The organism is Sphaerospermopsis kisseleviana CS-549 (assembly GCF_028329225.1).
In the GTDB taxonomy this organism is placed as follows: Bacteria; Cyanobacteriota; Cyanobacteriia; order Cyanobacteriales; family Nostocaceae; genus Sphaerospermopsis; species Sphaerospermopsis kisseleviana.
On the sequence record NZ_JAQMTI010000062.1, the window covers coordinates 1 to 23,177 of the forward strand.

The 23,177-nt window shown below is 37.1% G+C and carries 17 protein-coding genes and 1 tRNA gene; 9 read left to right on the forward strand and 9 right to left on the reverse strand.

Going from position 1 to position 23,177, the window contains the following annotated elements:
* Nucleotides 1-143: 143 nt before the first annotated feature.
* From PN497_RS04210 to PN497_RS04220, 3 genes are all read right to left on the reverse strand, one after another.
* On the reverse strand, nt 144-674 hold the full coding sequence (locus PN497_RS04210; protein WP_096572121.1) for a YdcF family protein: 531 nt from the start codon (nt 672-674) through the stop codon (nt 144-146).
* A 472-nt stretch (nt 675-1,146) separates the two neighbouring features.
* Nucleotides 1,147-1,220: transfer RNA gene (locus PN497_RS04215), tRNA-Arg, on the reverse strand.
* Nucleotides 1,221-1,254: 34 nt separating this feature from the next.
* The gene (locus PN497_RS04220; protein WP_096572122.1) at nt 1,255-2,352 is read right to left on the reverse strand and encodes a tocopherol cyclase family protein; all 1,098 of its coding nucleotides are present in this window, start codon (nt 2,350-2,352) and stop codon (nt 1,255-1,257) included.
* Between the two features lie 1,314 nt (nt 2,353-3,666).
* Between PN497_RS04220 and PN497_RS04225 the strand changes: the two genes are divergently transcribed.
* From PN497_RS04225 to PN497_RS04235, 3 genes are all read left to right on the forward strand, one after another.
* The gene (locus tag PN497_RS04225; RefSeq protein ID WP_096572123.1) at nt 3,667-3,999 is read left to right on the forward strand and encodes a hypothetical protein; all 333 of its coding nucleotides are present in this window, start codon (nt 3,667-3,669) and stop codon (nt 3,997-3,999) included.
* Between the two features lie 566 nt (nt 4,000-4,565).
* Nucleotides 4,566-6,410 carry a GUN4 domain-containing protein gene (locus PN497_RS04230; RefSeq protein WP_096572124.1) on the forward strand — a complete coding sequence of 615 codons (1,845 nt, stop codon included), beginning with the start codon at nt 4,566-4,568 and terminating at the stop codon, nt 6,408-6,410.
* A gap of 547 nt (nt 6,411-6,957) precedes the next feature.
* Nucleotides 6,958-7,512 carry a Uma2 family endonuclease gene (locus PN497_RS04235; protein ID WP_096572125.1) on the forward strand — a complete coding sequence of 185 codons (555 nt, stop codon included), beginning with the start codon at nt 6,958-6,960 and terminating at the stop codon, nt 7,510-7,512.
* 313 nt (nt 7,513-7,825) lie between these two features.
* On the opposite strand, the gene PN497_RS04240 is transcribed toward PN497_RS04235, so the two are convergent.
* The 3 genes from PN497_RS04240 to PN497_RS04250 all read right to left on the reverse strand — a co-directional run bounded on the left by PN497_RS04240 (nt 7,826) and on the right by PN497_RS04250 (nt 11,066).
* Nucleotides 7,826-8,401 (reverse strand): YHS domain-containing (seleno)protein, encoded by a 576-nt coding sequence (locus PN497_RS04240; RefSeq protein WP_096572126.1) that lies wholly within the window; start codon nt 8,399-8,401, stop codon nt 7,826-7,828.
* An 83-nt stretch (nt 8,402-8,484) separates the two neighbouring features.
* Nucleotides 8,485-8,934, reverse strand: coding sequence for a hypothetical protein (locus PN497_RS04245; protein WP_096572127.1), 450 nt, complete (start codon nt 8,932-8,934; stop codon nt 8,485-8,487).
* Between the two features lie 89 nt (nt 8,935-9,023).
* A complete protein-coding gene (locus PN497_RS04250; protein ID WP_096572128.1) occupies nt 9,024-11,066 on the reverse strand; it encodes an FHA domain-containing protein in 2,043 nt (680 codons plus the stop codon).
* Between the two features lie 261 nt (nt 11,067-11,327).
* Between PN497_RS04250 and PN497_RS04255 the strand changes: the two genes are divergently transcribed.
* On the forward strand, nt 11,328-13,541 hold the full coding sequence (locus PN497_RS04255) for a CHASE2 domain-containing protein (RefSeq protein ID WP_096572129.1): 2,214 nt from the start codon (nt 11,328-11,330) through the stop codon (nt 13,539-13,541).
* A gap of 525 nt (nt 13,542-14,066) precedes the next feature.
* Nucleotides 14,067-15,446, forward strand: a complete 1,380-nt coding sequence (locus tag PN497_RS04260) for an ammonium transporter (RefSeq protein ID WP_199301840.1) — start codon at nt 14,067-14,069, stop codon at nt 15,444-15,446.
* Here PN497_RS04260 and PN497_RS04265 read toward each other — a convergent pair.
* Nucleotides 15,431-15,553 carry a hypothetical protein gene (locus PN497_RS04265; RefSeq protein WP_272109692.1) on the reverse strand — a complete coding sequence of 41 codons (123 nt, stop codon included), beginning with the start codon at nt 15,551-15,553 and terminating at the stop codon, nt 15,431-15,433. The genes PN497_RS04260 and PN497_RS04265 overlap by 16 nt on opposite strands.
* A 168-nt stretch (nt 15,554-15,721) precedes the next feature.
* Between PN497_RS04265 and PN497_RS04270 the strand changes: the two genes are divergently transcribed.
* The 3 genes from PN497_RS04270 (at nt 15,722) to PN497_RS04280 (ending at nt 19,714) form a co-directional block, all read left to right on the forward strand.
* Nucleotides 15,722-16,552 carry an SGNH/GDSL hydrolase family protein gene (locus tag PN497_RS04270; protein ID WP_096572131.1) on the forward strand — a complete coding sequence of 277 codons (831 nt, stop codon included), beginning with the start codon at nt 15,722-15,724 and terminating at the stop codon, nt 16,550-16,552.
* Nucleotides 16,553-16,721: 169 nt separating this feature from the next.
* A complete protein-coding gene (locus PN497_RS04275; protein WP_096572132.1) occupies nt 16,722-17,921 on the forward strand; it encodes a 4-hydroxy-3-methylbut-2-enyl diphosphate reductase in 1,200 nt (399 codons plus the stop codon).
* A gap of 989 nt (nt 17,922-18,910) precedes the next feature.
* The gene (locus PN497_RS04280) at nt 18,911-19,714 is read left to right on the forward strand and encodes a Tab2/Atab2 family RNA-binding protein (RefSeq protein WP_096572133.1); all 804 of its coding nucleotides are present in this window, start codon (nt 18,911-18,913) and stop codon (nt 19,712-19,714) included.
* A 53-nt stretch (nt 19,715-19,767) separates the two neighbouring features.
* Here PN497_RS04280 and PN497_RS04285 read toward each other — a convergent pair whose 3' ends face one another.
* Nucleotides 19,768-19,968: an SDR family oxidoreductase gene (locus PN497_RS04285; protein ID WP_272109693.1), complete on the reverse strand. Its 201-nt coding sequence runs from the start codon at nt 19,966-19,968 to the stop codon at nt 19,768-19,770.
* Between the two features lie 86 nt (nt 19,969-20,054).
* Between PN497_RS04285 and PN497_RS04290 the strand changes: the two genes are divergently transcribed.
* Nucleotides 20,055-20,921, forward strand: coding sequence for a bile acid:sodium symporter family protein (locus PN497_RS04290; protein WP_096572135.1), 867 nt, complete (start codon nt 20,055-20,057; stop codon nt 20,919-20,921).
* A gap of 54 nt (nt 20,922-20,975) precedes the next feature.
* On the opposite strand, the gene PN497_RS04295 is transcribed toward PN497_RS04290, so the two are convergent.
* Entirely contained in the window at nt 20,976-23,081 is a 2,106-nt protein-coding gene (locus PN497_RS04295) for an amylo-alpha-1,6-glucosidase (protein WP_096572136.1), read from the reverse strand.
* Nucleotides 23,082-23,177: the final 96 nt, after the last annotated feature.

Below are 23,177 nucleotides of genomic sequence, written 5' to 3' on the forward strand. Positions count from 1 at the left end.
AAAATAACCTGTGATCAAAATTGAGAATTGATCGCCCGAATGCTTCGCCCTTACAGGAAAATAACCTGTGATCAAAATTGAGAATTGATCGCCCGAATGCTGATGCTTCCAGCACGCTTCGCGAACGCCCTCATTAATAAAGGTTAGCGTTTAGTTTGAGCTTGCTCTGCTCCTGTATAACCAGTTACTAGCCATAGTATAGCTCTAACTCCATCGCGGATAGCTTTTTCGATAGGTTCTGGTGCAGTTTTTGAGGGAACAGATACCGCCTTAAATTCAATACCTCGACTACCCAAAACAATCTCACCAATTACACAAGCACGGCGCATATGAAAATCAGAAGTAATTAAATAAACGCTTTTGATACCCCTTGCTTGCAAATCATCTACCAACGTAGTAAAATTAGTAACTGTATCAACAGCCTCATAATCTAAATATAAACGCTTAGGATTAATTCCAGCTTTAACAAAGATTTCTTTCGTATAGCTAGGTGGACTACCACCAGTAATCCATATTGGTATATTGGGATGCTTTTTGGCAAATTCAGCGGTAAACTTCTCCCTTTCTAAACGTTTAGTAGAACCGCCCAAAACTAAGACTGCTTGTGGATGTACAAACTGATTTTGTATTTCTTTGTATCCCCACCATATAAACAGGGGTAGGATAAAAGACATAAACCGCAAAGATTTACCTTTAAACAATAGCTTTTTCAAGGCTGTGTAAGTGTGTTTGCGAACATCAAAATTTTATCTAAAAAATTTTATCTAAAAAATATTTACATTACAGCTATTTTCAGGTAAATAAACCACATTTTGATTTAGGTTTCGCTTCAACAATGTAGGGGCGTTCGCGAAGCGTGCTGGAAGCATCAGCATTTGGACAATTAATTATCGGTTTTTACCTAAGACTATCATCCGAATGCTTCGCCCTGACTGTGGTCTAAAGACATGAAAACTGCTGTAGATTAGGAAATTTGGGCAAAATAAACCCAAATCAGAACTTGGTAGATGCTTATGTATAAAAGTATGTATCCACGATATAAATAGGGTCGCTCTCTTCAATGCACTATCCTAACTTATATTAGACAATTTATCATAGGGGTTAAGACCCATTAATTGTTCAACTTTGTAGTTTAATGTAAATATACGGGACTGGTGCGACTTGAACGCACGGCCTGTCGCTTAGGAGGCGACCGCTCTATCCAACTGAGCTACAGCCCCAAATGAACAAACATCTACAATGATAGCAGTAGATTTAGTCAGAGTGCCAACTATTCTCCCAACTACCACCACCTATTTCTAAACCACAAAGATTACTCTGTGCTTTGAAAGTGATTTGAGTTTTACAACTACTGAATTTTCGCAGTGTTAAGTCTAGCTTACCTTGCATCGTATCCCGGCAACAAATCGCTAAACCATTGCTGGTGGGTGCGCGTAGGGGTGTACCTGGTAAATCAGTAGTTCCTGTTAATTCCACCTCATAATGAGAATTTCTGGCTTGCATTTGCCATTTACCCCAAGGCTGAATTTGCCAGCTTACTTGTGAGTTCCAGGGAACAAATTCATAAAACTGCCCTTGATAATGAATACCAATCATGGCTACTGATTCCATCCACCATAATACACCACGTCTGCCACCACCAGCAGTTAAAGCTAAATCGGGTTCGTTGTCAAAACAATTACAATTAAGCCAAAACCATTTTTGAGGAAACGCACCACCCCAATTTTTTTCCCCGTAGGCTGGGGCGTTGGTAAATTCGTAAATTTTACCATTCCAATCTATCCAACCGGTGGCTAAACCGTGAGCCATTAAAATTTGCCAACCTGGTTCAAAAATCTGTGAAAAAGACAACCAGCCAGCGGTTGATTGCTGGATACTATTTTGATTACCCCATCCGTAAACAGGTTTGATTTCATACTGCCAACGGCAGTAATTACCCGTAGCAGGATCGGTGATTATGCCTTGATTTAAAGTAGCTGTAGCTTGATAACCTTCTTGAATATGGTGTGTAAAGTCACGGGGTAGGAGATAGTGAGGAGAAACTTTTAAGTTTGTTTTTCCCCAATGTCCTAAAGCTAACACATCTTGACGCGCCCAGAATTTGTTGACATCGGGAAATGTGCGACACAAATATTCATCATCTGGACCCAGGACTTGAGCAGCACCACCGCTATCAGGTTTCCCACCAATAGGATCTTCGATGGAATACATAAAAGCGAAGGTTTGCCCAATTTCCGGTAATGTAACGCGATAATACCAACCTTCAAAAAAACGGCGACTTGTACCGTCCCAGTGGTAGCCGCTGTGAGGTGTTTGGGTTGAGTTGAGGAAGTTTTTGGGAATAATCAGCATGAATACAGTATACAGAAATCCTATTTGATTTTTGCGAAGTTGGGCAAACCTTGATCAATTGAAAATTGACAATTGAAAATTGACAATTGAAAATTGACAATTTTTTCATTCAAGGCTTCCGCCGTGAGCGTCAGCCGATAGCGTAGCGTGGCGTTAGCCATACGGTTTAAAACCTTACCTTGCAAGGGGAAAAATAAAAAATTCGCTTTTTCAAAGTTCCTTGTTTCCTGTTCCCTAGTCCCTAAATTTTAAGCAATATTTCACAATTATTGCGAGATATTACAGAAAATCAACTTTAGTAAATATATCACACACATTCAAAAATTCATGCTAGATTATTTTCATGGTACAGAAAGGTTAAAAGTTCAAACAAAAACAACTGAATTAGAGCCTGTGCCTCCTGCTCTAATGTCATCGCAATCACGGTTAGGTTGTGGCTTCCAAGTGTTTTAGCCTTGATTTCATCGAGTTGTAATTGGAGGTTTTGAAACCCATAGCCAGAAATGCCTGCCTAGTTAGAATGAAGGATGCACAATTCTGATTGGTAGATTGCGAATCGGGTCCACCTTAGTTGATGTAGTAAATTCGGATTTTCCCATTTTTTTGAATTATTTAGTTACAAACAAACCACTGTAATTTGCTGATGTCTCTCTGTCGCAACTTACGGTGGTTTATGGTTTGGGTAGCTTTCAATAATTGACAATTAACAATGAAGAATTGACAATTACCGCTTTGGTTAAAGTCAGAGGATTGAAAAAGCGGAATTTTTGAGAAAGCAGTGACGATTCATTTACAGCATATTTCATTTTAGTGAGGTACAAACGGAAATCATAAAACCCTTGTGGAACAGGCATCCTGCCTGTTAGCCTTGTACCTCATAACTTAGGAAACGGCTGTATTAGATGCGATCGCTACCATTGCGATTTTTACCCAAAATCCCCAATAGACCTCTCCACAATAGAATCTATTAATTTGTAATAAGCTGATGTGCAGCTAAACTGTACAATCAAAAAACCTGAAGTTACAGTAGCACAAGCATCTTGCTTGTATTAATTATTCAAGTTAAAGGCATAACAGCTTATGTTGTAGGGGCGAAGCTTATGGGCGATAATTTAACGGAAAAATCAGACATCTAGATATCCCATAAGCTTCACCCTGCCCCATAAATAAGTTCCATAATTTCTTTTCTGGAGAAGTCTAATAATTCTATTTTGCATCATCATGCAAGCTGTTTAATCTAAAAATATAGTTAAATATAGTTAAATATAGTTAAATATAGTTAAATATAGTTGTTTCTGTGCAGGGGAAGAAAAAATGAGGGTTTGGCTTGCCTGTTTCTTTGTATTATTTGCTTTGGCAGAATTTTTTGACTGGGTAAAAGACTTATCTTTACCATTACCTATCTATATTTTAGGCGGAGCATTCTTAGCGGTTGTTTCCAATTACGATAAAATAGTCGGTTCTTATTTCAGTGATGTACAAGCAGAAATATTACCAGAACCATCGCATTTAGAAGCATCAACTCCATCAACTCCAACTCCATCAACTCCAATTTCATCAACCATTTCATCAACCATTTCATCAACTCCTGTTGCTGTCACAATGTTAACTCCTATGGAAGAAGTTAACAAACCCTCACAGGAATAAATAAGAACATTCTATACAATAGACATCTCCAAAATAGAATGTATTAATTTGTCATAAGTTGAAACTAGGGGCGAAACTTATGGGCAATAATTTAACGGAAAAATCAGACATCTAGATATCCCATAAGCTTCAAGGATTTGTTGTTTTTATACAATAGACTTCTCAGAAAAAGATGTAGGGACAATTCATGAACTGTCCCTACGAATGGGTTTCAGGTTATGCACATTTCATTACCGGAGATGTCTAATAGATTGTTTAAGTAGAAAATTTCGTTAACCGAACAGTATTGCGTTGTATGCAACGTCTCTACATTTTTTACAGAGATGTCTATTTCTTATCAAAAAATAAACAACCGATTTATTAGACTTTGGGGATTTCATTACCTGTTAGCGGGGGTTTAGTTTGTAGGTTGGGTTGAAGTATGAAACCCAACATCGTCGGGTTACGCTGTTGCTGAACCCGACCTACTTGTACTGACTTTTGTGATTTAAATAAGAGTTCACAATTACTGCTATTATAATACTTGAGGTGTTAGATCAAGAATGCGGTAAACCAGGGGTAAGAAAATGATGGGGAATCAAGAACCACTGCCGATTTTACAGGGAAAAATTTTACAGGGAACAAGAGGAAGATACGAAATTATCAAACCTATAGGAAAAGGGGGTTTTGGATATACTTTTCTCGCTAATGATTTGACTTCGGTAGTAAATACACGCTATTGTGTTGTTAAGCTATTACGAATGGATATTTATCATCCTCCTGAAATCATTGCAGGAATCAAAGAAGCCTTTGAAAAGGAGGCTGAGACTTTGGAAAAATTAGGGGAAAGAAGTGGTAACATTCCTTCCTTGTATGATTATTTTTCCATAACTGTACCTCACCCTCTACTGCATATTCCACAAGACTTTAATTTTCTGGTTCAACAATATATTGAAGGAGAGGATCTCAATAAAGAACTAAAACAACAAGGACTTTTCTCAGAAACAAAAGTTTTGGATTTATTAAAAAATATTTTACCAGTTTTAAAATTTATCCATAATAAGAAAGTTATTCATCGGGATATTAAACCCCAGAATATTATCCGTTCTACAGAAGAAGAGAACAAATTTTATTTAATAGATTTTGGAGCAGTAAAACAAGTAATTCAAGGTGATATTGACACTAAAGAAACATCTATTGTCTTTGGAGATGATAATTATGCTCCTCCAGAACAAAGATCCCGTCAACAAGTTAATGCTTCCAGTGATTTATATGCTTTGGCTGCTACTTGTGTGCGATTATTGACAGGTGAATTTCACAGAGATTCCCGCGATGTCAAGAATCTTTGGAATTGGCGAAAATATCCCCATATTAGTGAACCTTTAGGTAAGATATTAGGGCGTATGCTCCGAGAAGACCCTTATTATAGATACCAGTCAGCAACGGAAGTCATAGAAGCTTTGGATAAAATCAAGCCTCTGAATAAACCTGATGAGTCTTCTACAGATACAGAAATCGATCCTAGTGATGATACGAAAGGAGTTATCAATTCTCGGATAGTAACTGAAGTCATAGAACCTACTGATAAGCATTCTAAAGGTAAAAAAATCAATTCTAAAGATGATACAAAAGTTATCAATCCTCATCAATTCGATCCTAATCCATTCCCTAAATTTTTTATTATTATTATCGGTGGAATTATTTTGTCTTCTACTGTGTTTTTAGCTTATCCAATTATCATAAATTCAGGAGGAAAACAAACGACAAATAGAGTTCAGGAAATAGCCACGGAAAAATTACCGGATTTACCTGATAATCCTACTCCTACAACGCAATCTACACCTCAAGAACCTGTTGATTCCGCTGCAACACCTCAAGGTGAACCTGCTGATTCCGCTGCAACACCTCAAGGTGAACCTGCTGATTCTGCTACAACACCTCAAGGTGAACCTGCTGATTCTGCTACAACACCTCAAGGTGAACCTGCTGATTCTGCTACAACGGAATCTACACCTGTTATATTTCAAAATTTAGAAGCGTTATTAAAAGCAGGAAAATGGCGAGATGCAGATTTAGAAACTTGGAACTTGATGCTAAAGTTAACTAAACGAGAACAGGAAGGATTTTTAAGAATTGAAGATCTGAAAAATTTTCCCAGACAGGAATTGCGGAAAATGGATCAATTATGGGTAAAATATAGCAATGGTAAGTTTGGCTTTTCTGTACAAAAGCAAATTTGGCTGGAGTTGGGTGGTAAGTTAGATGGAGAATTGGACTTAGATACTTTTATGAAGTTAGGCGATCGCGTTGGTTGGAGAAAAAATGGTGATTGGCTCAGTTATAGTCGATACACCTTTAGTACAAATGCACTACACGGACACCTGCCACGCGTGGATTGGGATGGACTACGGATACTCTTTCCTCTTCTCTAGACTATAACCCATAAGCGTTATACAAGATTATAAGTATTTCTTATCAAGAAGTAAATAACCGATTTATTAGGCTTTGGGGATTTCATTACCTGTTAGCGGGGGTTTAGTTTGTAGGTTGGGTTGAGGTACGAAACCCAACATGACATGAACGTCGGGTTACACTGTCGCTGAACCCGACCTACAAAAAATAGTATTAAGCTGTTACACAGCTAAATTGTATAATCCTAATATTCTGAACTCTTGTTTAACAGGCAAGATGCCTGTTCCACTTATACAAATTAAATGCACAACAGCTTAGACTTGTCCGAAAATTAAATGTGCGTTTTCTAAAACCCTTGTAGAGACGTTCTATAGAACGTCTCTACATTAATTCCCGGAAATGTCTATTGTAGGTTGGGTAGAACGAAGTGAAACCCAACAAAAGAAGGAAAAATGTTGAGTTTTGTTCCATTGCTTCGCAACGCTAACGCGAACAACCCAACCTACATAGTTTGACAAAATGTTATGATATTTAATCATCACAAATATCACTGGAGATGAAAATTATATGACTCTCACAATTAACAACTTAGAAAAAATAGAACAAATATTAAAAGATGATAATAACGACTATCAAATAGAATTACAAGAAGGAAATATTTTAATTATGGGTCCATCGGATATAGAATCTAGTGAAATTGGCGCTGAGTTCATATATTTGCTAAAATTATGGACTAATCCTCGTAAATTAGGGAGAATATTTGACTCCAGTGGTGGGTTTATTATGCCAAATACTGATTTACGCGCTCCTGATGTTTCTTTTGTTTCTGCTCAAAGATTAAAGCGGACTGTGAGAGATTTTGGTAATTTAGTTCCCGATTTAGTAGTAGAAATTAAATCAAAAACTGATAGAGTTCCTAAATTAGAAGATAAACTCAAATTGTTTTTAAAATTAGGTGCAAAGGTAGCAATTCTCATTAATCCTGATGAATTAACTGTTACTGTTTATCGTCCTGATGGTAAAATTACATTATTAACGGCAGATGATAAATTAACCGTAAATGAATTATTTCCTGGTTGGGAAATTGCTATTTCTGAATTATGGCCTCCTGTATTTGAATAAGTTTGTTGTGAAGTACAAAACCTAACATAAACGTCGGATTATACTGTCGCTGAACCCGAATCCCAACATATATAATATACCCAATAGATATCTCCAGAAAAGAAATTATGGAACTTATTTATGGGGGCAGGTCGAAGCTTATGGAATATATAGATGTCTGATTTTTCCGTTAAATTATCGCCCATAAGCTTCGCCCCTACAACTTATGACAAATTAATACATTATTAATACATTATATTTTGGAGAGGTCTAATATACCCAGATCCCCGACTTCTTAAAGAAGTCGGGGATCTAAAGTAGGACTAAATACTCATTAACGACGAAGTTTTTTGGCTATACCAGGCCAATTTTGATCACCTTTTTGAATATTTCCAGGAATGTCTTTTTCCCAGCGTTTTTGAGTGTCTAAATTAACATTTAAGTACAGCTTACCGTCCACAATTTTCCAGGCATTAGGATCAATAGGTGCAGTATATCCTCTACTGACAGCCCAAGCACAAAATCCTCCATATTGAGGAGCGTATTTTTCAGGATTTTTAATAAATAAGTCACGGTTTTCGGCTGTGGAAAATCGCCAATTTGCATCCTGCCATTTGTGGGTAAAATTACTATTACCTGGAATGGCTTTTCCTTGTTGAAAATAAGCAACGGCATCAAAACCTTTTAAAACAAAAGAGTCTTGGACATTGAACACTTTACTAGCGAGTTTTAAAGGGGCATTAGCGGGGATATTTTGCTCTTGAATAGCATTTGGATCAAAATTACTATTATCAGTAGGTTTAAGGCTGGAAGTTAGGGTTGTCTTATTAGACTGAGAACTACAACCTGAGGCTAATCCTACTATGAATATTGAGGATGTGACAAAAGCGAGAAAGTGCCGGTGATTCATAGAAATGTTTATTTTTTTGATGACAGTATTAGAAATTTGTGACGAAAGCGAGAAAGTGCCGATCATTCATATATCATCAATCCCTAAGAAATTCTCGGCCATTTACCTATCCATTCGCCACCGCGAAAACGCCAACGGGGAAATAATAACCGCATAACTACCCAAGCAGATAAGTAAACTGCTAACCACACTAAACCATAATGTTGAATAAATCTGGTTAGGTGAAATTCGGTTTTAGGAATATGAGGTAAACCGATATTGGCAATTATTAAACCTAGAAATACCCCTTCTATAACTCCTGCATAAAGTTGAAATATTCCTGGCCAGTCGTGGTCCCAGAGATATTTTTGCAGAAAATCGTATAGGATATCCCAGGCCATGCCAAATAAACCTACATAAAACACAACCCAAAAGTAAACTAAGTTGGAAGCAATGCCTAAATATCCTTGATAAAAAAGCAGGGAAACTAACATTCCCACTGTTGCTAATAAAAAAATTCGCGTTTGCCAGCGTCCGAATAAAGTTGGAGTCATAATGTTGTTAGAAGTGTGGTTAAAGTGTGGTTAGAAGTGTGGTTAGAAGTGTTGTTAGAAATAATGTAAATTAAGGTTTTTGAAAGCAATTAAGGCTTTTGATTCAATGCCCATTTTAACCATTGCCAAAGGGAATAAATTCCTTCAATATAGCGGACTCCTGGAGCTTTTTCAGCCGCCAAAGCCTCGATAGAACGATGGGCAGCATATTGTAGTCCTAAAAATGTGTCTACGGGGGCGTAGGGACCGCCTAAGGTGATAATTCCTGCTGCATATATGCGAGAAGGATGATTTCGCAGTTGTTTAATTTCAAAGTTGTTTTCTACATGAAAACGTTTTTCTAGGTTTAGTTCTAAATCGTAATGCAGTATTAGGTCTTTTAAAAATGGACTTTCTAAAGGGTCAGAAACTAATCCTGTACAGTCAATAACAAAATCAGCGGTTAGGGTTATTAGACCTCTGTCTATATGAGCAACAACTTGACTTTGGGAATTACGTTCTAGTCTGATGATTTCACCATAACGAATTGTATACCATCCTTCCCTTATTCCTTGACGAACAATGTCGCGCCATTTTTTGCGACTAGCTGTGGTTGTTCCACCCCAAGCTTTTAATAATTCCCGTCGTCTGAAGGGATCAGCGGCTTCTAACATTGTCCGCATATCACCGCCCCAAGTTCCTTTTGGCCAGTTAAAAGGTTGAAATTCCCAATCATTTTCTACATGGCGTTTAGCTCGCCCAAATTGATCACCTTTGCGGGGTTCTCGGTTTAAATGAATTACCCTAATATTTTTGTTGATTTTTCGGGCTTCATACAGCCTTTCCAAGATTTGTGAGGCGACAATTCCTGACCCTCGAAGGACAATAGTACCGCCTCTTTTTTCTAATTGTTCGTAAATGTAATCATGGGGTTCATAACCTTGAACTACAGTTGGATGATTTCTTTCTTCGGGATATTGCTGACGATATTTTTGCAGGTTTTTTAGTAGTTTAATTCTGGGATAACCTGTGCAGAGATGGACATATTTAGCTAATAAAAATTGGTGATTTCCGTCTTCTTCATCAGAAGTGGAATAGGCAATACAATAACGCCCATCTTCCGTTTGTCGTAGACTGCGAATACTGCCATATTCTAACATTTTACCCCAACTAATGCGATCGCCTTCCCTATCCATAGACTCAAATACATCTTTACCGCGAGGGGTGTAAGTATCTGCATAAACAGGTTCGGCGAAAATTTGCCACAAAAATCCTAAAGCTGCACCAACTTGTCCAGAAAAGAAGGATCTCCAAGCATCTCTTAAAGCATATCCTGGCCACCCCCAAATATTATCAGGACAGGAATCTGAACCAGAACGAATCCTTTTATATCGGGGAATTTGACAGTTTCTCAGTAGGCTTTCATAGCGTTTATAAGGTTTGTCTTGAACACTCAAAACTTTAATATTTTCTGGTTTAACTCCTGCGATTCTCAACATATCCACCCAAACAAAACTGCCCATTCCTCCCCCACAGGCCAGGTATTCTGTTTCTCTGACTAAAACACCACTGCGATCAATAGCTTTTAGGGAAACTTTTTCTGCATTCCAAAAATTGAAATTATAGGGAAAACCCGCAGGTTGACTAGGTAGAGTGTTAGGAGTTTGCTGTTCTAAGGCATCCGTGTAAGGGTTAAAAATGATGGTTGATTCAGAATCTAATGACTTCCGTACCCTAGATGCAGGAATAATCTCAGATTGGGGGTTAAAAATTGTGGAATCATTTTCCAGTACAATGGTAGCATCATCATCGCTGGCTTCAATGAGAATAACGGTAATAGTGTAATTACCTATTCCCAGTATATCCCCACTGTTTAACTTCCGACGTTCTTTAAGTAGTTTTTGATCGTTGATTCTAGTACCATTGGTACTTTTGTCTTCTAAATAAACCTGATTGTTTTCTAAGGTAATTTGAGCATGAAGCTTAGAAATTTGTTTAGTAGAGTCTGATAACTGTACAGGAGACACCCTTTCACCATTGATAACTCTAGGAAGTTTATCTATATCATCTCTTCCGATAGCTACTGGCAGGTTAAAAACCTGTTCTTCTGGCTCCTGTGTCAGTTTATTTTCGGAAATCAGTTTGATTTGCATGGTTTCAATTTTAGCTTTTAGAACTTGATATCATATTACACATCTTGTGAAAATTACGGTAGGGACAATTCATGAATTGTCTCTAGAACAGGTTTCAAGTTATACAGATTTAATGACTACAAGAGGTCTATTGATAATACAAAAGTTCTGATCTCTAATCAGCCACAGTATTGAAAGTTGAAGGAAGCAAATTCTGACGTAGAATGTATAATCTACCCGGTCTTAGCCCGGAGAGTGTCAACAAACTAAGTTATTTCCACAGTGATTAATGAAATTTTAGTAAAAATCCGTGCTGTTCTCCTGCGAGATCAACGTTCACCTTTAACTTTTAGTGTCTCTAATTTCCTATCAATTATTCTGTTTAGTAGTCTAGTAGTGACAAGTTTAATATGGGTAATAAGTGAACTCAAATGGTTACAAAATAGTGAGTTAAGCATTTATGATCAGATGTTGCGTTCGCGCCCTCCAGAACCTCCTGATAACAGAATTTTATTAGTGACAATTACTCAAGAGGATCTGAACAGGGAAAAATGGCCTTTATCCGATCAAACTATTAATAAATTACTAAAAAAATTAGAGTCTTATCAACCCCGTGTCATTGGGTTAAATATTTATCGCCATGAACAAAAAAATTTAGCTGCTAATCTCAAAAAGCCAAATCAAATTATTGCCACTTGTTTATTAAGTAATATTGATAGATCAGAAGTTGCCCCACCTGCCAATTTTCCTATAGATAATATCGGTTTTGATGATGTAGTTACTGATAACGCGGTTGATCAAGTTATCCGTCGTGGTTTATTATTTGTTGATTATACAACAAAAGATCATCAATGTAAAACTAGATTTTCCTTTGCTGCTTTATTAGCTATTATTTATTTAGAAAAACAAGGTATTGAATATAGTTTTACTGAAAAACAAGAATTACAAATAGGTAAAACTATATTTCCCCGCTTATATAAAGACGCAGGTAATTATCAAGATACAGATGACGATGGCTATCAAATTTTATTAAATTACCGTCACCCGAATAACCTAGCCCAACAAGTTACTCTCACACAAGTTCTCACAGATCAAGTTAACCCCAATTGGGTAAAAGATCGCTTAGTAATTATTGGAACTACTGCCGCTAGTGTACATCCTGGTTACTATACACCTTATAGCAATTTATCAGATCAACCAGCGAGAATGCCTCGTGTTTTTATTCATGCCCAAATAGCCAGTCAAATTATTAGTACAGTTCTCGATAATAGACCTATAATATATTACTTTCCAGATACTTATGAATGGTTATGGATTTGGATTTGTTCTATTGTAGGTGCTATTGTAGCAAGGCAATGGCGACATCCTTTACTATTAATAATAGTAGAATTTTTTATTATTGTTAGTATTGTAGGAATTGCGGCTGGTTTGTATTTGCAAGCAATATGGATACCTTTATTTACTCCTTCTTTAGCTTTAGTTATTACTAGTGTTGCTGTCATGAGTTACACGACTTATCAAACTCAAAAACAAAATCAAGCTATTCTGCTGCAAGTTGAAAAACAACAAGAAGCTATTGCTCAAATCAGCTTAATATTGGATCAATCGACACAACTGCCATCGGATTTTAACAACTTTGATTTTTCAGAAATATCAACATTCAAAACTGATGATTTACTTTTAGCAGGGCGTTATAAAATCTTAAATACCCTTGCTTCTGGTGGTTTTGGATGTACTTATTTAGCAGAAGATACACAACAAAAAGGTAATCCTATTTGTGTAGTTAAACAATTAATGCCCGCCCGTAGAGATACAAGATTTATGGAAGTTGCCCGCAGATTATTTAACACGGAAGCGGAAATTTTAGCAGTAGTGGGAAAACATGATCAAATTCCTAAATTGTTTGCTTCTTTTGAAGAGAATAAAGAATTTTATTTAGTTCAAGAATATATTATTGGACATACTTTAAGTGAAGAACTACCCCCAGAAACAGGCGTGAAAAGTGAAGCTTATGTTGTAGATATGTTGAAAGAAGTTTTAGAAATTTTATCATTTATCCATCAACACCGTGTAATTCATCGGGATATTAAACCTACAAATATTATCAGACGTACTCAAGATAATCGCTTGGTGTTAATAGATTTTGGTGCTGTCAAATTAATTCAACCACGAATAGAAGGAGAAACGGAATTAGCTACTGTTGCTATCGGCACAAGAGGTTATTCACCACCAGAACAATTTGCCGGTCATCCCCGCTTATGTAGTGATATTTATGCTTTAGGTATGATTGGTATTCAAGCTATTACAGGTATACCTCCCCAAGAACTACCAGCAAATCCCGAAACTGGTAATATTATGTGGCGAAACAGAATTAATGTTAGCGATGAATTAGCAAGGATTTTAGATAAAATGGTTTGTTATCATTTTGGCGATCGCTATCAGTCTGCTACCGCAGTTATTCAAGATTTGAAGTCATTAATAATTCGTAATTCGTAATTCGTAATTCGTAATTGGCAGCATCCCAAATGCGTAAATTTATTTTTATCTATGGAAATAATATGCCCCAAGGCTTAATATGATTGAACCGCAAAGGGCGCAAAGGACACAAAGGTAAGAAAGTTTAAGAGATTTTTAGTGTTGCTGTGGTTATTTTTTGACAATTGGGATGCTGCCTCGTAATTTGTAATTATGAATTACTACGTATATAGTAAAAATTATTACTGATACTTTTTATTGTATAAGTCTTATCTAATCTTTTTTATATATATATAAATATAAATATATAATGCAAATTTTTACATTAAACTATGCAAATAATACATAAGTAAATTTCTATGTTTACGATTAGAAACTATTACGATTAGAAACTATAATGAATATTATTTTTTTGTTAAGGTTCTCCCAAAAGGAAATTTGAGTAACTTTCACAACATAAATGGTATCAAGCATCACGTTATTCCAATAAATAATGTGAAGTAATTCGGTGCATAGGAACAAAAACAAGTGTTGAAGAAATTTGTGATGATTGGGGTTTTAACCCTATGTTTGTTAGTATTCCCACTCATGGGTAATGCCTTAGCCCAAGGAACAAATACACCAACTGCTCCTGATACTGGAGATACGGCATTTGTGCTGATCTCATCGGCACTGGTATTGTTGATGACACCTGGATTAGCATTTTTTTATGGTGGGTTTGTGCGATCGCGCAATATCCTCAACACCTTAATGATGAGTTTTGTGTTGATGGCCATTGTCGGAGTCACCTGGGTTTTGTGGGGTTATAGTTTGTCCTTTGCTCCTGGTTTACCCTTCATCGGTGGCTTACAGTGGTTAGGGTTAAACGGTGTCGGTTTAGAAACAAGCGGATATTTGCAAGGTTCAGCCCCGGAAGAAATAGTTTCTTATGCGGGAACAATACCCCATCAAGCATACATGATTTATCAAGCCATGTTTGCAATTATTACTCCAGCCTTAATTTCTGGGGCGATCGCCGAACGGATGAGTTTCCGCGCTTATTGCTTATTTGTGCTATTGTGGTCAACCTTTATCTACACACCCCTAGCCCATGCAGTCTGGGCAAAAGGTGGATTTTTGGGCTTATACGGTGGTTTAGGCGCTCTTGATTTTGCTGGTGGTACAGTAGTGCATATTAGTTCAGGAGTTTCTGCACTGGTAGCAGCCACAGTTCTCGGACCTCGGAAAAACCACCCAGATCGTCTGAGTCCACCCCATAACGTCCCCTTCATTTTATTGGGTGCTGGCTTACTTTGGTTTGGCTGGTTTGGCTTTAACGCTGGTAGCGCCTTATCTGCGGGTAGTATTGCCACAGTAGCCTTCGTTGCTACCAACACATCAGCCGCCGCAGGTGCGTTAATGTGGCTAATTTTAGAAGCAACCCTGAGAGGAAAACCCACCGCCGTAGGTGCTGCTACAGGTGCAGTAGCAGGTTTAGTTGGTATTACTCCCGCCGCAGGATTTGTCACACCCTTAGCAGCAATATTAATAGGTTTTATTACTTCTCTTGTTTGCTTTTATGCTGTAAGCTTCAAGCACAAATTGAATGTAGATGATGCCTTAGACACCTATCCTGTACATGGTGTGGGTGGAACATTAGGAGCAATTTTAACCGCCATCTTTGCTAGTACCGAAGTCAACCCAAGCGGGAAAGATGGGCTATTACGTGGTAATTTTGGGGAAATATTTGTAGAATTGGCAGCCATCGCCATAGCTTATATCATCGCGGCTGCTGGTACATGGATCATCCTCAAATTTATTGATGCTACCATTGGTCTGCGTGTAAAAGAGGAAGCAGAAAACCAAGGTTTAGATATCCACGAACACGGAGAAGAAGGTTATAACTCCGAGTTTGGCGATCGCATTAACGTTTATAGTGATAGGTGATAGGTGACTGGTGACTGGTGACTGGTGACTGGGCTATTAATCTTCCCCATCTCCCCATCATTCCACCTCCCCTGTTTACTCAACAATTGGTTATTTTTTATTTGCAAGTCCGTGAGATCCCCAGCTTCTTAAAGAATTTGGGGACTTTATCATTTAAGATTCAAAGGCCAAATTACTAAATTTTTGTAAACTTGATGTAAATTGAACTTACTCGGCATTAACTGACCACAGAATAAATTTTCAAGGTTTAATTTTGAATTTTTAATTTTTTAATCGTGTCCACTTCCGCAAAACCATTTCCAATCTGGGGATTTTTCTTACTGGTGACAAATGGTATCCTGATGTTAGCCATCATTTTACTGATTTGGCGACAGCAGAAATTGACCACCGCCTTTGCAACTAGCACTCCCCCACAACCAGTCAAACTCAACCCTCAAAACCAAGCTTTCATACCAGAGTTAGGACCACGTCATAAACTAAATTACCAACAATGGCTAAACATTCTTAAACAAGAAGCCAAAGTAGCAGCCGAAAAACCGCCAGAAAAATTAACCATATTAGCTGGAGACTCTTTAAGTTTATGGTTTCCACCTGATTTATTGCCAGAAGGCAAAAATTGGTTAAATCAGGGAATTTCTGGTGAAACTAGCGAAGGATTATTAAAAAGATTAGAGTTATTTGACCGTACCAAACCAGAAGTCATTTTAATCATGATTGGCATTAATGACATGATTCGCGGCGTAGGTGATGAAGAAATTTTAGCCAATCAAAAACAAATCATCGGTTATCTACGGAAAAAACACCCCAAAGCCAAAATTGTTCTACAGTCAATTTTGCCACATGGGGGAGAAGAAGCAACTTGGGAAGGACGGGAAAAACTATTAGCTATTCCTAACAGTCGTATTCGCAAGTTAAATGAGGAACTAGAAAAAATAGCGAATCAACAAAAAATTAAATATGTCAACTTACATCCCTTGTTCACTGACAAGCAAGGTGATCTGCGTCGAGAACTTAGCACCGACGGTTTACACCTCAATTCCCAAGGTTACACAGTCTGGCGCACTGCATTGCAGATTTACAATGAACAGGGAATAGGGAACAGGTGACAGGTGACAGGACAATATTAGCTTTTGCCTATTGCCTATTCCCTTCTATTCCCTGTTCCCTATTCCCTATTCCCTATTCCCTTCTTTCCCAATCACCAATCACCACATTAACTGAATTGTGTCTTGGCAAGAGAAAATAAGAAATATTGATTTTAGCAGACAACACAAAATGGATACCAAAGCTTTTAAACGTAGCCTCCAACATTCAGAAAATTACAATCGGAAAGGATTTGGACATAAAGCAGAAGTGTCCACTCAGTTGCAGTCTGAGTATGAAAGTAGCTTAATTCAAGAGATACGCGATCGCAACTACATCCTTCAAAGAGGTAATGTTACTATCCGACTAGCACAAGCATTTGGATTTTGCTGGGGTGTAGAACGTGCCGTAGCAATGGCCTATGAAACTCGTCAGCACTTCCCCACAGAACGCATCTGGATCACCAACGAAATAATTCACAATCCTTCTGTGAACAAACGGATGCAAGAAATGGAAGTCCAATTTATTCCTGTTGAAGCTAATAAAAAGGACTTTTCTGTTGTCGATCAAGGTGATGTAGTCATTCTGCCCGCCTTTGGTGCCAGCGTCCAAGAAATGCAAATTTTACATGATAAAGGTTGCCAAATTGTTGATACAACTTGTCCTTGGGTTTCCAAAGTTTGGAACACAGTTGAAAAACACAAAAAAGGCGAATTTACCTCAATTATTCACGGTAAATACAAACACGAAGAAACCGTTGCTACCAGTTCCTTTGCAGGTAAATATCTGATTGTTTTGAATTTACAAGAAGCCGAATATGTGGCTAACTATATCCTCAATGGTGGCAACCGTGAGGAATTTTTAACCAAGTTTGCTAAAGCTTGTTCTGCTGGATTTGATCCTGACAAAGATTTAGAAAAAGTGGGTATTGCCAACCAAACAACCATGCTCAAAGGTGACACCGAAAAAATTGGTAAACTCTTTGAGAAAACCATGATGCAGAAATATGGACCCGCTGCATTAAATCAACATTTCCAAAGTTTCAACACCATCTGCGACGCTACCCAAGAAAGACAAGATGCCATGTTGGAATTAGTCGAACACAATTTAGATTTAATAGTAGTAATTGGTGGATTTAATTCCTCGAATACTACACAATTACAACAGATAGCTTTTGACCGCAATATTCCTTCCTATCACATTGATAGCGTTGAGCGTATTCTCTCAGCTAACGCCATCGAACATCGGCAATTAACTGGAGAATTGACAATAGCAGAAAACTGGCTACCGGAAGGAGAAATAGTTGTTGGTGTCACCTCTGGAGCTTCTACACCTGATAAAGTTGTAGAAGATATCATTGAGAAAATTTTTGCTTTAAAAGCAAACTGGTAAGTAGATCAACATCATTAAACATAAAATGTTGAAAAGCTAGATACCCTACTTCTGTCAGAAGTCGGGTATCTGGATATTACGCTAGTTTCCAATCACCAATCACCAATCACCAATCACCAATCACCAATCACCGATCATCAATCACCAGCTATTTGGCATTTTGGCAATCATCCACTAATGTAACCTGATATATTACAGAAATTACCAAGATGTTTTTAATTATTATACCGTGGACGGGTTAAAACCCGTCTCTTTTGTCATTGTAATATTTGCCATTTTGGCAGAAACTGAAAAATTAATTGTGCTATATTGATCAAAATTGCAGAGATTAATCTATGAATCAAACAATTTACACGGTTTAAATTACCGTTTTTATTGTTGATGTCATTGACAATCCTGACAACCTATTGAATGTTATTTCTACTATTTTTTTATATTCCAAGGTGTATTGCCACTTTCAAGCTATTAGTGCGGACGGGATAACCCCCGTCCTTTTTTATTTGGGGTAATAACTGAATTTTTGGCAACCGGATCATCTATTATCAGTTTTTCGCATATTTGCATACATCCTCTGGGAAGATGCAGCCACAAAACCAGACAGGTTAAATTACTTTGGGATGTTGTTATGCACTGGATTTATAGCGAGGTTTGGTTAACCACCAAACCTTTTTTGTGTGTCAACATTAAGACCCACATTCCGCACTTCAAAAAGTAGTATGATTTAACTACAGTGATGGTCAATTAAAACTTATGATTTTAACAATTACGTATCAAGTACAAAGGGGAGACATATCACTTAATACTCATAGGAATAGGAAAAATTAACCAACTTATATCTAAAGTATTAAAATATCTAAAGTATTAAAATATCTAAAGTATTAAAAACCAATGACTGATGATTACTCTCCTGCTTACCGATGGGAAATTTTCCACTACACCCCGTTTTATGGTAAAAATTAAATTGACAACAAAAAACATCAATATTAATCATGAGTCTAATTTGGCAAGTTGATTTTTATCGCAGTCCCCAAAAAGATACAGCAGGACAGATATTATGGGATTTATTGATTTGTGATCCAAGTCGTCACTTTGAATATATCGCTACCTGTCCCCAGTCACAAGCAAATTCAAATTGGTTAACAGAACATTTTAAACTAGCAGCTAAGGAAAAATTACCTGATATTATTCAAGTTTTTCGTCCTCAAGCTTTAAGTTTAATTACAGCAGCAGCGAATAATTTAGAAATTGAAATTGAAATTGAAGCTACCCGTCGCACTCAAGCGTTAAAACAATGGTTGCAAGAAAAGCAATATTCCTTAGTTATTGATAAACCACCACCAACACCATTACCAGAAAATCTCTGGGGTGAAGAATGGCGTTTTGCAAATATTCAAGCTGGTGATATTATTGATGAATTTGCAGATCGTCCCATTCCTGTTTTACAAATACCAGAATTTCTACAACCAATTAATTTAGGTTTAGCTTCAACTGTTCCTATTCCCGGTGTGATAATTTATGGTGGTAGACAATCTCTGCGTTTTGCAAGATGGTTACAAGAAACTAACCCTGTGAGTTTAAATTATATTCCTGGTTCACCTGATGGGTTAATTTTAGAAGCAGGTTTAGCAGATAGATGGATTTTAGCAACTTTTGAAGATGCAGAAGTTACAGCAGCAGCAAAAGTTTATGAACAACGCAAACAATTAAGTAAAGGTTTGCATTTTTTATTGGTACAACCTGATGATTCAGGGATGACTTTTAGTGGTTTTTGGTTGTTAAAAGAGGAACAGTAAAATTATTTGTAATGCAAGTCAATATTCTGACTCCTGACTCCTAAATTCTGAAATTATTTCCTCAATTCGTGCATACTTCTGACAATTTTGGTAACTATATTTCTAGGTGCAAATCTCACGGATCTAGCTAATATTTGATTTCTAATTCCGGGAATAGCAATAGTTTTATTTGCCATTAAACTATCATAACCAATTTTAGCCACAGTTTCAGTTGTCATCATTCTATTAACATGAGAAATTTTTGATTCTTCCATTGCTGCGGATTTTTGAAATTGACAAATGTTTATAAAACATGAAATACTAATTATTGTTTTCATTAATTGTTTAATTAAATACAGATATGCAAGCAAGTTTTTTAAGTGCAGTTGTTCTACCTCTATCCTTAGCGATCATTATGTTAGGGATGGGATTATCTCTTGTCCCTGAAGATTTCCAACGAGTAACAAAATATCCCAAAGCAGTCGCTATTGGTTTGTTCAGTCAATTAATTTTGTTACCTATTATTGGTTTTATCATTGCTAAAGTTGTACCGATGCAACCTGTAATTGCAATGGGGTTAATGATAGTTGCATTGTGTCCAGGGGGAGTATCATCAAATATTATTACGTTTCTTGCTAAAGGTGATGTTGCACTTTCTGTCACTCTCACTGCTTTTAGTAGTTTAATTACAGTGTTTACAATTCCCATTTTTGGCAACCTTGCATATCAACATTTTATAGGTGAAAGTGCTACCATTGCTTTACCTATTTTACCGACAATCTTACAAATTTTTATCATGACTATTGTTCCTATTTCTATGGGAATGATAGTGAGAAAATTGTTTCCTCAATTTGCAATTTCTTTGGAAAAAGTAACCAACCGTCTTGCAGGAGGATTATTAGCTTTAATTATTCTTTTGTTAGTTATTCGTGAGTGGGAAAAACTACCTGGTTTTATTGTTCAAGTCGGTGTTGCTGTTGTTTTGTTGAATACTATTTCTATGTTTTTGGGGTTTTATGTGAGCAAACTTTTAAATCTAAAACCTGCTCAACAAATCTGTATAGCGATTGAAGTCGGTCTACAAAATGGTACACTGGCTATAGCTATTACTGCGGGGATTCTGAATAATCCTGATATGGCCATACCGGCAGCAGTTTACGCTTTATATATGTATGTTACAGGTTTTCTGGCTATTTTGTATGGGAGAAAGTTAGCTGCAAATCAATGAATTTCCTATAAATCTTACTTTCTCTTTGCGCCTTTGCGCCTTTGCGTGAGACAATCATTTATAATGTCTGATAACTTCAGCAACAGACCAAGCTTGAGCGATCGCACCTCTAGGAGTATGGGGTGCATCACCATCAAAAATTTCCGAAATTGAACCTAAACAACCATTAGATGAAAAATGATCTAACAACGGTTTCCAGTCAAAAGGTAAGGATGTTTCAGGATAAAAACGCTCCCAAGCTCGAATATAAGCACCGATCAACCAAGTCCAAACCGTACCTTGATGATAAGCGCGATCGCGTTTTTGCGGACTTCCTTCACATTTTCCCTGATATTCTGGATCACTAGGATCAAGACTGCGTAAACCATAGGGAGTTAATAACCGCGAAGTTGCTAAGTCTAAAACTTTTTGTCCTTGCTGTTGGGAAAAAGCACAATGATGTAAAGATAAAGCTAAAATAGCATTGGGGCGAATTTGGGAATTACGACTATCCTCTAAATCAATGAGATCATATAAATAACCTAACTGGGGATGCCAAAATTTTTGTAAGGATATTTTTACCAGTTCTGCTTGTTGTTGATAACGTTGTTTTTGATTGATTAAACGACTAGAATGATCTATATATTCATGACTTAAATGTTCTGACCATTTACTTAACCAACATAAAGCAGAATACCATAAAGCATTAATTTCCACTGCTTTACCGCAACGTGGTGTTACAGGTATTCCTTCTACCAGTGCATCCATCCAAGTTAACGCTACATCTTGAGCATCCCAAGACACTAAACCATCAATAGCATCAACTTGAATATTATAACGAGTACCGCTAACAAAAGCTTTATGAATTTGCTGCACAATAGGAAATTGTTCTAACAAAAATTGCCAATCTTGAGTAGTTTCTAAATAAAGTCCTAAAATTTCAATCCACCATAAAGCAGCATCAATACTATTATAAAATGGTTCGTTATCTACATCAGGAAAAGTATTCGGTATGAGTCCATGACGACAGTAACTCCCAAAGGTTTTTAACAGTCCTTTAGCAATTTCAAAACGTCCTGTTACTAATGTTAATCCTGGTAAAGCAATTAATGTATCTCTTCCCCAATCATTAAACCAATGATATCCTGCAATTACCGTAGGACTGGCTATGGAATCACGATAAACTATAAATTGATCACTGGCTTTGAGTAGTTGTTTTTGAATAGGTGATAGGTGACAGGTAACAGGTGACAGTAAAGAAGAAAGTGTTAAGGAAGAATTTTCACCCCATTTTCCCGTCTCCTCATTTCCCCACCCAAAAATCTGCGCTATTCTTGCTTGTTCTGTTACTACTGCTTCTGTAAAACTATCAGGTGAAAAATTTTCTTGGGAGTCGGGGAAACCTACTTTAGCTTCTAGGGTGACTGTATCTCCTGGTTGCAAGTTTACGGTTAAATAACCAGGACTATATAAATCTTGGCGATCGCCTAATCCTCTTTTTGTTTCTGCTGGTAAACTATAATTCCAATACCATAACCCATCTACTTGATATTTTCCCTGGGTCCATCGTAAATGCCAAGGTGTACCAAAGTTACCACCAAAGTTATCCCAGTTATTCATTTGTAAACACAGTATATTTTGATGGAGTAATTGGGAAAACTCGATTTTTTTGTTACCTATTTGTTGATGGTGAAAATTGCGATCGCCTATAAACAACCTTAACCTTAAAATCCCTTCCTCTTTCCCCTCATACCGATATTCAATCAAAACTCTTTGAGAATTGGATAATTGGGAAAAATCTTCTCCCCCTGCTCCCTGCTCCCTGCTCCCCTGCTTTTCCCAAGACCCATTTGGCATTACCAACCGCCTAGATAACTGCCAATTATCCCCACTCCAAACCCATTTGGGAACTGGGTTATGATCAAACTGTTGTAAAAATTTATATCCTGTTGGTTCAATTTTACCCGTACCCCAAAGATTTGTTCCCAGTTCTATAACTTTTCCTGGGATTTCTAAACTTGCTTCTAAATGGGAAAGTAGTAATTTTCTGCCTGAAGGTGGATTTGTAGCTGCAAATAACCAACCATGATAAGTCCGTGTATGCACATCCGCATCTGTACCACTGGCAAAACCACCTAAGCCATTAGTTAGTAACCATTCTCTTGTATCTAAATCAAACATTGGCTTTTAAATTGGTAGCGGGTAATGGGTAGTTGGTAATTGGTAATGGGTCATTGGTAAAAACTCTTAACTATCAACTATCAACTATCAACTGTT

What these genes read in the sequence shown, in the direction of transcription:
- PN497_RS04210 (WP_096572121.1), bottom strand. Translation starts at nt 674, where the DNA reads ATGTCTTTTATCCTACCCCTGTTTATATGGTGGGGATACAAAGAAATA.
- PN497_RS04220 (WP_096572122.1), bottom strand. Translation starts at nt 2,352, where the DNA reads ATGCTGATTATTCCCAAAAACTTCCTCAACTCAACCCAAACACCTCAC.
- PN497_RS04225 (WP_096572123.1), top strand. Translation starts at nt 3,667, where the DNA reads ATGAGGGTTTGGCTTGCCTGTTTCTTTGTATTATTTGCTTTGGCAGAA.
- PN497_RS04230 (WP_096572124.1), top strand. Translation starts at nt 4,566, where the DNA reads ATGATGGGGAATCAAGAACCACTGCCGATTTTACAGGGAAAAATTTTA.
- PN497_RS04235 (WP_096572125.1), top strand. Translation starts at nt 6,958, where the DNA reads ATGACTCTCACAATTAACAACTTAGAAAAAATAGAACAAATATTAAAA.
- PN497_RS04240 (WP_096572126.1), bottom strand. Translation starts at nt 8,401, where the DNA reads ATGAATCACCGGCACTTTCTCGCTTTTGTCACATCCTCAATATTCATA.
- PN497_RS04245 (WP_096572127.1), bottom strand. Translation starts at nt 8,934, where the DNA reads ATGACTCCAACTTTATTCGGACGCTGGCAAACGCGAATTTTTTTATTA.
- PN497_RS04250 (WP_096572128.1), bottom strand. Translation starts at nt 11,066, where the DNA reads ATGCAAATCAAACTGATTTCCGAAAATAAACTGACACAGGAGCCAGAA.
- PN497_RS04260 (WP_199301840.1), top strand. Translation starts at nt 14,067, where the DNA reads ATGATTGGGGTTTTAACCCTATGTTTGTTAGTATTCCCACTCATGGGT.
- PN497_RS04275 (WP_096572132.1), top strand. Translation starts at nt 16,722, where the DNA reads ATGGATACCAAAGCTTTTAAACGTAGCCTCCAACATTCAGAAAATTAC.
- PN497_RS04280 (WP_096572133.1), top strand. Translation starts at nt 18,911, where the DNA reads ATGAGTCTAATTTGGCAAGTTGATTTTTATCGCAGTCCCCAAAAAGAT.
- PN497_RS04285 (WP_272109693.1), bottom strand. Translation starts at nt 19,968, where the DNA reads ATGGAAGAATCAAAAATTTCTCATGTTAATAGAATGATGACAACTGAA.
- PN497_RS04290 (WP_096572135.1), top strand. Translation starts at nt 20,055, where the DNA reads ATGCAAGCAAGTTTTTTAAGTGCAGTTGTTCTACCTCTATCCTTAGCG.
- PN497_RS04295 (WP_096572136.1), bottom strand. Translation starts at nt 23,081, where the DNA reads ATGTTTGATTTAGATACAAGAGAATGGTTACTAACTAATGGCTTAGGT.